General features: G+C 62.0%; 10 protein-coding genes and 1 pseudogene. 2 read left to right on the top strand and 9 right to left on the bottom strand.

The genetic code is table 11. The features are described from left to right. Positions 1 to 103: 103 nt before the first annotated feature. Positions 104 to 1036: a sugar-binding transcriptional regulator gene (locus H9529_RS19300; RefSeq protein WP_092888900.1), complete on the bottom strand. Its 933-nt coding sequence runs from the start codon at positions 1034 to 1036 to the stop codon at positions 104 to 106. 388 nt (positions 1037 to 1424) lie between these two features. Between H9529_RS19300 and H9529_RS19295 the strand changes: the two genes are divergently transcribed. Together H9529_RS19295 and lsrK are read left to right on the top strand one after the other, a co-directional pair. Then, on the top strand, positions 1425 to 2678 hold the full coding sequence (locus H9529_RS19295; protein WP_223814440.1) for an LVIVD repeat-containing protein: 1254 nt from the start codon (positions 1425 to 1427) through the stop codon (positions 2676 to 2678). Between the two features lie 26 nt (positions 2679 to 2704). Beyond that, complete coding sequence (gene lsrK / locus H9529_RS19290) at positions 2705 to 4270, top strand: autoinducer-2 kinase (protein ID WP_092888903.1); 1566 nt, start codon at positions 2705 to 2707, stop codon at positions 4268 to 4270. Between the two features lie 491 nt (positions 4271 to 4761). Here the strand turns inward: lsrK and H9529_RS19285 are convergent, their stop codons facing one another. The 8 genes and pseudogenes from H9529_RS19285 to H9529_RS19250 form a co-directional block, all read right to left on the bottom strand. Beyond that, the gene (locus H9529_RS19285) at positions 4762 to 4944 is read right to left on the bottom strand and encodes a hypothetical protein (protein WP_176847074.1); all 183 of its coding nucleotides are present in this window, start codon (positions 4942 to 4944) and stop codon (positions 4762 to 4764) included. A gap of 139 nt (positions 4945 to 5083) precedes the next feature. Continuing rightward, positions 5084 to 5322 (bottom strand): annotated as a pseudogene (locus H9529_RS19280) (IS5/IS1182 family transposase); the annotation flags it as partial. Between the two features lie 63 nt (positions 5323 to 5385). Continuing rightward, positions 5386 to 6666 (bottom strand): TRAP transporter large permease, encoded by a 1281-nt coding sequence (locus H9529_RS19275; protein WP_092888905.1) that lies wholly within the window; start codon positions 6664 to 6666, stop codon positions 5386 to 5388. Between the two features lie 3 nt (positions 6667 to 6669). Further along, positions 6670 to 7113 (bottom strand): TRAP transporter small permease subunit, encoded by a 444-nt coding sequence (locus H9529_RS19270; protein ID WP_223814432.1) that lies wholly within the window; start codon positions 7111 to 7113, stop codon positions 6670 to 6672. A 116-nt stretch (positions 7114 to 7229) separates the two neighbouring features. Beyond that, on the bottom strand, positions 7230 to 8231 hold the full coding sequence (locus H9529_RS19265; protein ID WP_092888908.1) for a TRAP transporter substrate-binding protein: 1002 nt from the start codon (positions 8229 to 8231) through the stop codon (positions 7230 to 7232). A gap of 483 nt (positions 8232 to 8714) precedes the next feature. Further along, positions 8715 to 9344 carry a GntR family transcriptional regulator gene (locus tag H9529_RS19260; RefSeq protein ID WP_092888910.1) on the bottom strand — a complete coding sequence of 210 codons (630 nt, stop codon included), beginning with the start codon at positions 9342 to 9344 and terminating at the stop codon, positions 8715 to 8717. A 10-nt stretch (positions 9345 to 9354) separates the two neighbouring features. Beyond that, complete coding sequence (locus tag H9529_RS19255; RefSeq protein ID WP_092888913.1) at positions 9355 to 10428, bottom strand: ABC transporter ATP-binding protein; 1074 nt, start codon at positions 10426 to 10428, stop codon at positions 9355 to 9357. Continuing rightward, complete coding sequence (locus tag H9529_RS19250; protein WP_223814431.1) at positions 10421 to 12166, bottom strand: ABC transporter permease; 1746 nt, start codon at positions 12164 to 12166, stop codon at positions 10421 to 10423. Before H9529_RS19250 ends, H9529_RS19255 begins: the two co-directional genes overlap by 8 nt. Positions 12167 to 12215 lie beyond the last annotated feature (49 nt).

Genomic DNA, 12215 nt, shown 5'->3' with positions numbered 1-12215 from the left:
GGCCGCGTCAGGGCATCCTAAAAGTGCGCGAAAGGTTCGCGTTTGCTATGTCACGTGGCACTGCCACCGTGCCGCAGGCCGCAACCCACGCTGACTATCCGCGTTACGCCATCAAGGCGTTTGCGGTCACCTCATCGGTCACAAAGATATCGATGAAATCGCCCTTCAGCGCGGCTCGGATCGCTGGAACCTTGTCCAGCCCACCCGCCGCCGCAATCATCCGGGGCCTGTCGCGATAGCTTGCCAGCGGCAGGCCGATTACCCGGTCATGCAGCGGAAACGCCAGTTCCTGCCCCTGATCGTCGATGAACCGGCACAATACATCGCCGACCGCCCCGCCCCTGCGCATCGCGCGCACTTCGGTGGGGTGGATATAGCCCCGGCGGATAACGCTGGCATCCTCGTCAAGCGCGCCGATACCGACCAGCGCGAAATCTGCCCGCATCGCCATGTCCAGCGTGTTGCGCACCGTGGTATCGCGCAACATTGCCTGCGCCACTTCAGGTGTCTCAACCACCAGCGGCGCCGGAACAAGGAACATATTGCGGTCAATCCCCGCAAAACGCAGCCCTTCGACATATGCCTGAACCCCGCCGGTCATGGCCACAAGGTCAATATTGCGATCCTGCATCAGGTGGCCCAGCCGGTCAATCGCGGCCCCGACGGTTTCGCCCCAGCCTACGGCCAGCAGCCCGCCGTCGGTCAGGTGGTGCATCAGATATTGCGCGGCGGCTTGACCCAGTCGCGCGCTCAGCGTCCCGCCCTCGTGTTGCGGAATCACCCGCACATCGGTCAGGCCGAACTGGTCGCTGATGCGCTGTTCGATCTCCAGACAGCCCTGCAGCGCCGAGTTGATGCGCACTTCCAGCATCCCGGTCCGCCGCCCGTTTTCCAGCATGCGCGACACCTTGATCCGCGGCAGGCCCAGCTTTTCGCCGATCACCTGCTGCGTCAGCCCGTCGTGGTAATAGTACCAGGCGACGCGGGCCAGCAGGGCGTCATCATCAGAAAGGGTGAAGAGGTCTTTTTTTTTCATCTGGACTCCCGGAGCATACCGGACAGCCACCCGGCTGTCCCTGATTCGTGGTGATAGATAGCGCGATCATGCCCGGCGGGCGACCGGCCTTTACGGGCACTTTGCTGCGGCCCTTATGGCGGTGCGGCGCATTCCGACGCGGGGTCGCTGGCCCTCGCACCCGCTGGTGGCATTGCCGGTACCGAAGTTGCGGCGCGAGGCACGGGGCCACTCACAGCACCGCTCAGGGCGCGATTCCGACTGCGGTTCCGGGCTGCGCCAAATTGCTTGACGAGTACGTGACAAACTGTTCATATAAATATTATCGCAACATTTGAACATTGTGTAAAGCGATCTTGCTGCACGGCCCGCACCATTCCGACCCCCTCAAGGAGAAACGGCAATGACCATCAATGACCTGCGCCAACCGGCCCATGCCCTGAACATGCGCCTGATCGGCCATTGCGATCAGGGCGGGCGCGCCGACGGGACGCAGATTATGGTGCGTGACGGCTATGCCTATGTCGCGCATATCTTTTCCCGGGGCTTCAGCGTGATTGATGTGCGCGATCCGGCGCGGCCGCGCACGGTCAACTATATTCCCGCACCGCCCAACACCTGGTCGCTGCACCTTCAGGTGCATGACAACCTGTTGCTGGCGGTCCATGCGCAGGACCAGTTCGCCAAACCCGAAAGCGTGGATGAGCGGAATTATTACAAGGCCGACACCCACGACATCTCCAAGGCGACTGGCACCGAGGACCGGGATTATTCGGCCGGCATGGCTGTGTATAACCTCAGCGATCCCGCAAACCCGCGCCAGATCGGCTTTATGCCGGTAAACGGCGTGGGGCTGCACCGCATCTGGTATGTCGGCGGGCGGTGGGCCTATGCCTCAGCGCAGATCGAAGGGTTCACCGATTTCATCCTTGTCACCATCGACATGGCCGACCCAACGCGCCCTGAAATCGTGGGCAAATTCTGGCTGCCCGGGATGAATATTGCCGCAGGGGAAACCCCGGAGTGGCCGCTGGCACAGGGGCGCTACAGCCTGCATCACCCGATCGTCCATGGCGATATCGCATGGTGCGGCTGGCGCGATGGCTGCCTTGTGGTGGTGGATGTGGCCGACAAGGCCGCGCCAAAACTACTGACGCAGCGCAACTGGGCGCCCCCATTTGGCGGCGGCACCCACAACTGCCTGCCGCTGCCGGACCGCGATCTGCTGATTGTTGTCGATGAGGCCGTACTGGACAACGAGGAAGACGGCGACAAACCGATCTGGGTTTTCGACATCCGCGAACCCGCGAACCCGGTGTCAATCTCGACCTTTCCCAAACCCTCAGACCGCGATTACCGTGCGGTCGGCGGGCATTTCGGGCCGCATAACATCCATGAAAACCGCCCCGGCAGTTTGGTCAGCGACACGCTGATCTTTTCCACCTGGCAAAACGGCGGGCTGCGGGTGCATGACATTTCTGACCCCTACTCCCCGCGCGAGGTGGGCGCGATGGTGCCTCAGGCACCGCGCCACCATGTGGACCACCGCCCGGGCCGTCCGCTGGTGATCAACACCACCGATGTTTTCGTCGACACTGCGGGGCTGATTTATTTTACCGATTTCAGCGGTGGGGGCCTTCACATTGCCGAGTTTGACGGCTGAACTGACCCGGCAACAGGGAGAATCAGATGCCTCAGTACTACCTTGCGATTGACGCGGGAACCGGCAGCGGCCGGGCCGTGATCTTCGATCAGACCGGCGCGCAATGCGGGTTGGGTCAGGAGGAATGGACCCATACCGAAGAGGCTGATGTTCCCGGCTCGATGGCGTTTGATACAAGTGCCAACTGGGCTCTGTTGTGCCGCTGCATCCGTCAGGCGGTGGCGGGTGCCGGTGTCCGGGCGGATCAGATCTGCGCGATCAGCACCACGGCGATGCGCGAAGGCATCGTGCTGTATGACGCCGCAGGGGCCGAAATCTGGGCCTGCGCGAATGTCGACGGCCGCGCCACAGCCGAGGTTGCGGCGCTGAAGGCCCGCGACCCCGGGCTGGAACGTGCGTTTTACCGCATCAGCGGCCAGACCTTCGCGCTGGGGGCCTGGCCCCGGCTGGAATGGCTGCGCCACAACCGCCCGGGCCTGTTCGCCCGCGCCGCGCGGCTCTCGATGATCAACGACTGGATTGCGGCGCGGCTCAGCGGTGAAATCGTGGTGGAACCCTCAAACGCCGGCACCACCGGGCTGATGGATGCCACGACCCGGCAATGGTCCGATGACCTGATCCGCCGCGCCGGTCTGCCGCGCAGCCTGTTCCCCGATGTGGTCGAACCCGGATCACGGATCGGGCCGGTCACGGCGCAGGCCGCCGATGCCACCGGGCTGGCGCAGGGCACGCCGGTGTTTTGCGGCGGCGGCGATGTGCAGATGGGCACGCTGGGCCTTGGACTTACCGGTGACGGCGATGCTGCCGTGCTGGGCGGCAGCTTCTGGCAACAGATCATCAACATCCCCGCCGGACGCACCGATGACACCATGCGCGTGCGCATCAATCCGCATGTCATCGGCGGGCTTAATCAGGCTGAATGCATCTCGTTCTTTGTCGGGCTGACCATGCGCTGGTTCCGCGATACCTTCTGTGCCGCCGAAATGGCCGAGGCAAAGGCACGCGGCATCGACGTCTATGCATACCTTGAAGAACTGGCCGCGCAGGTGCCGCCGGGCAGCAACGGCATCATCCCGATATTCTCGGACGCAATGGATTTCGGGCAATGGTATCACGCCGCGCCGTCGTTTCTGAACATGTCCATCGAGCCCGGCCACACCACCCGCGCCAGCCTGTTCCGCGCGCTGGAAGAGAACGCGGCCATCGTGTCCAGCATCAATCTGGAACGGGTCATCACCTTTTCAGGTGTCAGCATCGAAAAGCCGGTGATCTTTGCTGGCGGGGCATCGAAAGGCGCGCTTTGGGCGCAGATCCTTGCGAATGTTCTGGGCCGCGAGGTGGCGCTGCCGAAGGTCCGCGAAGCGACCGCGCTGGGATGTGCTGCCGTAGCCGCCTATGGGACCGGTGCCTATGCCTCGCTGGCCGAGGCGGGTGCCGCCATGGCCGGGACCGAGCGGGTACTGACACCCGATCCCGCCCTTGCCGGGGTGTACCGCGATGCCCGCGCCCGGTGGGAGGCGGCGTACCCGGCGCAGAAGCAACTGGCAGACCGCAATATCACCACCTCCATGTGGCGCGCGCCCGGCGTATGAGGGGGCAGTTCTGAGGCGGGCGGGCTGAAAGCCGCGAACCCATAGACGCGGCGTCTGCCCTCGTGCGCCCCGCCCCGTGCCGTCTGGTCCCGTGCCGTCTGGTCCCGTGCCGGGCAACGGCATACCGGAGTGCAGGCGTTGCGGGGCAACATCACTTCAGCGACACAACCCTTCAGACGGGCGGATTACCCTTAAACCCGTGTTATCAAGTACTGTTTCGCATACGAACCTTTCACGGACCATGTCATTGAGAAGACAGGGTTTCAGCACCCTGATGCCTGGAAAAGCCAGAAGCCAGAAAAGCCAGAATTCACAAAACCCCTGTGCCAGATATCCTTGCCTTCGGCGCAGCTAATCGCCAAAGCCTTACACGCCGCAACCCTGTCGGAAGCTTCACCTTGCAGGCACAGAACGCGCGCCCTGGCATGCCGTGTTTGCGGCATCGGTCAGCACATCTCTCCCCGGCCTCAGGCGCGCCACTTCATCGCCCGTCATTCCATATCCGGCGATTTCCCCCTGACAGTGTTGAGCAAAAGCAGCACCCCTAAAGCCAACACGCTCAGCATCCTCAGAAGCATGAACACGGCCTGCACCCCGATCTCTGACAAAAGTGCGACAAGCACGGGCGGCGCCAACGCGTTGATCAGGTTCATCGGCAGGGCGATCACCGACATCGCGGCCGGATAATCAGCCTTCGCGTAAAAAACCAGCGGCATCGTTGCACGCGCGACAGCAAAGGCACCGCTGCCAATGCCAAGCGGCGTTGCTTCAGAAAGGCTGCCTGATGCGTGAGTGCCTTTTTCCCCTTCAGGTTCAGGCCACGCGGATGATCTCGGCTGTGCCGAGGGCGTTTAAGCGGTTCATGATGGCGATGCGGATGTGGGTTTCGGCGGTCTGGGTCCCTTGCAGCGATGCGCTCACCGAAGGGATTTGAGGCAGCGCATCTTGGCTTCGACGCGGCGGCGGGCGTGCTATCCGGTCCATCGTTTCCAGAACGCGCGGCCATAGTGACGCGTGGCGCGCAGGGTTTCATTGCGCGCCCGGGCGGCTGGCCCGGGCCGCGATGGCCAGCTGGGGATGCCCGAAGAATGCAGGAACCCGACATGCGCCCTTGCTCAGGGTCCCAGGAAGAAGTCGGGCAGAAATGTGACGGTCTGCGGCACATATGTGAGAAGGAGCAAAGCGGCAAACAGGGGAACCAGCATGGGCAATATGGCCAACGTGACCTGTTCGAAGCGCACACGCCCAACTTCAGAGACGATGTACAACCCGATCCCCATTGGCGGCGTCGCGATGCCGATCAACAGCCCAAGCTGGATGATGATCCCAAAATGCACCCGGTCAATACCATAGGCATCGATCAGTGGCAAAAGGGTGGGCACCAGAATGAGCATTGCCGGCACCCCCTCGACGACGCATCCGACGAGGATAATGAAAAGCAGCAGCAGGGCGAGAAAGACGTATTTGCTGTCGGTCAGAGAAAAGACCACATCAGCAAGCTTCTGCGGTGTCTGATCAATGGCCAGCAACCAGCCCATCGCGATGGAGAAAGAGATGATGATCATGATGACAGCCGTCATCATCGCGGTATCTGACAGGGCGTCAAAGAAGCTCCGGACCGTCAGCTCCCGATACCAGATCCCGATTGCAATGCAGTAAAGACAGGCGAGAACGCCAGCTTCCGTTGCGGTAACGAAGCCAAACATGATTGACCCAAGGATGATGGCCGGGGCGATCAGCGCCAGGATGCCATGCTTTGCGGTGCCCGCGACTTCGCGCATCGGCGCACGGGGCTGGGTCGGAAATTCCCGGAACTGCGCCACGACGCGCACATAGATCATCAGGGAAAGCCCTACGAGAACCCCCGGGACCAGGCCTGCCAGGAACATCCGTTCGATGGATTGCTGAGCCAGGAATGCATACAGCACAAGACCGATGGAGGGCGGAATCAGAGGTCCGACGACCGAAGAGGCAACGGTGATCGCGGCGGCAAAATCGGGTTTGTAGCCCCGCTCGCGCATTGCCTTGATCTCGATGGCCCCGAGGCCCGCACAATCTGCAACCGCAGCGCCGGAGATACCGGCAAAGATCATCGAGGACAGGATGTTCACCTGTGCCAGCCCCGCCTTCATATGGCCGACGACGGCATTTGCGAAGTTGAAAATACGCTCAGTGACACCCGAGGCGTTCATCAGGTTTCCGGCCATGATGAAAAACGGCACCGCAGTCAGCGACGCCTTGTTCACGCCTTCCAGCATCTGTTGAGGGATGATCTGGAGCACGTGCGAAAACTCGGAATTGAGGAACGTCAGTACCGTAGCGGTACCGATGGCGATCGAGATCGGAACACGCAGCAAGATCAGCGCGAGGAACGATCCAAAGAGTATCCATGCCATGTATCAGGGCTCCAGATGAGGCAAAGTAGTATTTTCGGGCAGACCAACAGCCATCTTGGCCAGGTCGATCAGGGCCGTGATCGCGACAAGTGCGGTCGATAAAAACAGCGGGACTGACAAGAAGAGACGCGGAACCTCGCCGCCGGATGGCAGGACGGCCCCGTCATAGATCCCGGTGGAGGTGGCGATCACCATCGGCGCCTGCGCAAGTAAACAGGCCGCCAAAAACAGCGCTGCGAGGTCGGCGACGATGCGGGTCATGGCCATGCCCGCGCGCCCCATGCGCTGCGCGACGAAGTCGATTCGAATATCCTTGAGCCGGGCATAAAGGGCGAAAAATCCGAAGAAACTGAGCCAGATGAAAAAGACCATTGTCCACGGCCACATCCAGTAGAGGGCCAGCCCGAACGGACGCAGTGCGATCGTGGCTGTGGTCAGGCAAAGCATCGCCAGCAGACACAGGTTCGCTGCCCACAAGAACGCACCGGCCAGCGACCAGTTCAGCTGATCGAGACGGAGGAGAGCCCGCTGCAACGGGCTCTCCGGGGATTGTGTGTGCTGTCTCACTGCGTGCTGTCTCGGGTCGCCTCGATGGCATCCAGCATGCCCACCGGGAGGTTTCCGGCGGCTTCCTGCTCCTGATAGTAGGTTGCCATCGTCTCGATCAGCGGTGACGTATCGAGAACCGAGTAAGTTGCGCCTTGCTCTTGCATCCGGGCGATGCTCTGTTGTGCAACATCGAACATCAACTCGCGTGAGAAGGCACCTGCCTCATCATAGGCTTTCAGCAGCCCCATGCGCGTCTCGTCGTCCAGCGCTTCATAGGCCTGTGCATTCACCATGAAGCCGATGGACTGCCAGAACTCGTCAATCCGGGTGATATGGGGGGCGACCTCGTTGAAGCGCATCGCTTCGACCAGCGCGATCGGGGAGTTGAGCCCCTCGACGATACCCTTGGAGATCGACTGATAGACCTCTGTCCACGGCAGTGTGATCACTTCAGCCCCGAGTGCCGTCCATGCGTCGATGGCGCGGGTGCTCTCGTGCATGCGCAGCTTCAGCCCCTGATAATCTGCGGCCGAATTGATCGGGACGTTGGATACCGTGACCAGAAAGGGGCCGCGCAGAATGCGTGTCGGATCACCAAGCATACGGACGCCAGCCTGCTCGGCCGCATTGTCGAACCAGCTTTGCACAAGATCCGTCTGCATGAAACGGACCCAGTGATCGTAGTCGTCAAAGACGAATGACGGTGCGGTCCAGTCCAGCGCCGGCTCCCATTTCTTCATGTAGCCATAGCCCTCGGCGTAGAGCTGAACGATATTGGCCTGCAACTGTTCAAGAACGGCGTTCTCCTTGCCGAGCTGCTCGTTCGGAAAGATGGTGATTGTCAGCGCACCGTCGGTGTAATCCTCGGTCAGCTCTGCAAACCTCTCGAAGACCCGACCCTCGGGGCTGTCCACCGGCATCTTGGTCGCCATGCGCCAGGTTGTGTCTGCGCTGGCTGCGCCAGACATCGCCAGTGTCAGTGCGGTGCAGAGTATAAAGCCTGTGTTCTTGATCATGCGTTTGTCCTCGCTTGTTGGAAAATGGCCAGATTGTACGGGCTCTGGGCAGGAGATGGCCGACTTCTGTGCCGGCCTTTCGGATATTCGGTACACAGCAGCAGTCCCCCGGGGCGCGCATTGCGGGGCGCATCTTCTGGAAGCAGGCGCGCGTATAGTTGATAGCTGTCGCAGGGCCTGCGACCGGTGCGTCCCTTGTCAGCTGATCGTGAACCCCAAGGCTTGCTGTTCCTTCCCCCTTCAACTACCCGACAGCTTGGCATGGAACCCCGCTTCGGTGAACCTGCAAGATCTTGCAGGTCGGCGTCGACACCGCCGGGAACAGTTTTCCTGGGCAGTGCAGGGGTCCGCCGCGGCATACGCAGCCACTTCGTGTTGCATCGCATCGCAAGCGACGGAAGCGGGTTTGCCATGTATCCGCGCACGACGAGACGTGCCTGCACCGCCCGGCGTCAACAGCCGCAATCGCGCCGTTGCCATCGTTCAATACATCTCGGTCCAGTTTGTAAGGTGAGAACGGACGATCGAACACAGCCGCTGCGTGTCCCGCGCAACCAGCGCCGCAACCATGTCCAGGTGATCTGAACTCGATTGTCGAACTTTCGCCGAAGTTGACCAGTTCGACCAGTCATTTGGCAGATCGCGCTCACGCAGTTCATTGATAAGCCCATAAAGCGTGTGGTTGCGCAGCGGCGAATAAAAAACGCGGTGAAAGGCGTGGTTCAGGCGCCGCATCTGCTGAAACGGCAGCACGTCAACCCCGGCATCAAAGGCCTGGGCAGCGCTGCGGATCGCAGAAATATCCGCCGCCCCGGCGTTGTCAACGACCTGTCCCGCAGCCAGCGTTTCCAGCGTCAGCCGCACTTCGGTGATTTCCGACCTGACCTCGATCGAAGGCTGGGCCACCCGGAACCCTCGGTTTGGCGCATGTTCCACGATGCGGTCCACTGTCAGCCGTGTCAGGGCTGACCGGGCTGCGCTGCGCGTGCAACCGTAGCGGTCTTGCAGATCCGATTGGCGTAGCCACTCACCCGGACGCAACGCGCCCAGAACAATATCGCTGCGCAGGCGGTCGGTGACATGCTCCGGGGTGTCGGCTTCGGTCGCGTCCATGCCCTGCCCCTCACGTCGTGGCGGCAAAGACCACCGCGTCCTGCGCCCGGATCCAGATGCGCCCGGCACCGCGCGGTTGCGGAGCCTCCAGGCTGAGGCGCAGGGTCATACCGGCTACCTGCGCTTCTTGCTCGAAATGATCGCCAAGATAGCTTTCGGGCCCAAAGGTGACCTTGACCTCGCTTGCCTCCGCCACCGCAGTGCAGCTGATCAGATGCGGTCGGATCGCCAGCAATTGTGCGCCCTCGGGTAGCCCCGCATGCGGTGTACGCGCGCGCACGACCTGCCCGTCGGCCAGCCTGACCTCGCAGGGCCCTGAAGTGTCCGAAGGTGGACCCGTAACCTCGAGGAGGTTTGCATTGCCGATGAAACTGGCGGCAAACGGATGGATAGGGTCGGTGTATATCTGCTGCGGCGTGCCCAGTTGGACCACCTTGCCGCCGCGCATGACAACGATGCGGTCAGACATGGCCAGCGCCTCGTCCTGATCGTGGGTTACATAGATTGTGGTCAGGCCCAGTTCGCGTTGGATATCCTTCAGCCAGCTGCGCGCCTGCTGGCGCAATTGCGCGTCCAGATTGGACAATGGTTCATCCAGCAAGAGCAGCGGTGGTCGGAACACAATGGCCCGTGCCAGCGCGACGCGCTGTTGCTGGCCGCCCGACAACTCTCCCGGATAGCGTTTGGCCAACTGTCCAAGCTCGACCAATTCCAACGTCTCGGCGATCCGGCGCCGGCGTTCCACTGCAGGCACTTTGCGCAGCTTCAGGGACATGCCCACATTGTCCTCGACGCTCAGGTGCGGCCACAGCGCATAGCTCTGGAAGACCACACCGAAGCCCCGTGCCTCGGGTGGCAGGAAGGCACCGGTTTCAGCATCGAAAAGCACACGGTCCCCGAATGTGATCCGCCCGCCGGTCGGATGATCCAGCCCGGCAATGGCCGACAGGGTCGTTGACTTTCCACAACCCGACGGGCCCAGCAGGGTCAGGAACTCACCGTCCTCGACACTCAGTGACACACGGTCGATCGCCAGGGCGGCACCATAGCGGCGCGATACATTGGTCAGCACAAGTTCAGTCATAGATCTTTACCTTGAAAAGCAGACGCGAGACGATCAGCAGCGCAGCGATCATCACAATCTGAAGGGTTGCGAAGGCGGCCAGTTCCCCGACATCACCATTGGTCCAGAGCGACAGCATGGTTACCCCCATGACCTCCAGCCCCGGCGCAATCAGGAAGATGGCGATGATGTAGGACTTGAGATGAAAAACGAACAGCAAGATGAAAGCACCCAGCAGCGCCGGTTTCAGCAGCGGCACCATGATCAGCCGCATTGAACTGACCCAGTCGGCGCCTACCGTACGGGCCGCCTTGTCCAGGTCTCGGCTGATCTGCACAATCGCAGGCTGGATCACACCCAGCGCCAGCGGCAGTGTCGCCATGACATAGGCAACCACCATGATCCCGATATTGCCGCGCAGCCAGCCCATCGGCGGCAGGATGATCGCCGCGTAGAAAACACCCAGCCCGGTAATCATGCCCGGGATCACGCGCGGCGAATAGGCCAGTGCCTCCAGCGTGCCGGTAAACCGGAAGGATGAGCGCTGGATAACCAGCGCCACCGCAACCGCCAGCGCGGTGCCCAGCCCGGCGGACAGAAGCGAAATCTCGACCGTGTTGGTGATGGCGCGGATATTGGCCTGATTGCCGAAAAGCCGCTCGAAATTCGCCCAGGTGAGCACCGACGCCACGGGCACCAGCGGCGACAGAAACGAGGTGAAGGCCCGCAAGATGATCCCGGCGATCGGCACCACAACCGCGACCAGCAAGATCAGCCCGAAAAGCGCGGCCATCGGCCAGCGCATCCGGCCAAGGCTCAGCACCATCGGGCGGCTACCCTTGCCCTTCACGGTTTCAAACCTGTGGCCCTGCCGCAACAGCAAGCGCTGCACCACCAGCGCCGAGCCGACCAGCACCATCAGCAGCAGCGAGGACGCTGCCACCAGCCCATGGTTCGGATTCGATGCCGCGATGCCTTCGGCGTAAAGAAAGGTGGACAGGGTATCAATGCGCGCCGGTCGCGCCAGAAACAGGGGAATCGACAGGGTTTCCACCGCAATGACCAGGTTCAGCGCCGAAGAGGTGATGATCGACGGCACCATCAGCGGCAGGGTAACCTTGCGCAAGACCTGAAGCGGGCCTGCGCCAACGGTCCGCGCGGCGCTTTCCAGCGTGGAATCGACCGACCGCACCGCGCCATAAAGGCAATAGAGATAAGCCAGCGGCGCCTGCGATATGCCCGCGACAAGCGACATGCCCGCAATGGAATAGAGGTTCCACGGCGCGCCACCCGCCTGTTGCGCGATGGATTGCGTGATGAAACCCGATGGCCCGTACATCACGACCCAGCCAAGCGCGAAGATCAGATGCGACAGATACAACGGCCACATCAGCACATCGCCCATGACCCGACGCCCCGGCAGGTCGGTGCGCCCGATCAGCAAGGCCGCACCAATGCCCAGCACCTCGGCGATGATGACACTGAAAAACGCGAAAACCGCCGTGGTCAGGGCAATTTGCCCGATGCGCCGGGATTGGACAATATCGGCAATATTGGACAGGGTGAACTGCCAGTCATCCGCATAAAGCGGCCGGTCGATCACCACTTGAAGCAAGATCGGCAGGGCCGGCGCCAGCATCAGCGATGCCGTGACCACAAAGATCAGCCATTGGGCAAGCCGTGCCCGGTCAAAGGTCCGGCCAGCGGGTCCGGGCGCGCCGCCCCCCGCCATCCGGTGTGTCAGTGTCGCATGAGCCATGGAATTTCCCCTCGCATGCGGGCCGGTCCGCGACGCAGCGCAGGACCGG

The sequence above is a fragment of the Roseicitreum antarcticum genome (assembly GCF_014681765.1).
Classification (GTDB): Bacteria; Pseudomonadota; Alphaproteobacteria; order Rhodobacterales; family Rhodobacteraceae; genus Roseicitreum; species Roseicitreum antarcticum.
Note: the sequence above shows the minus strand (reverse complement) of the source record. Positions and strands in the feature narration are given on the sequence as shown.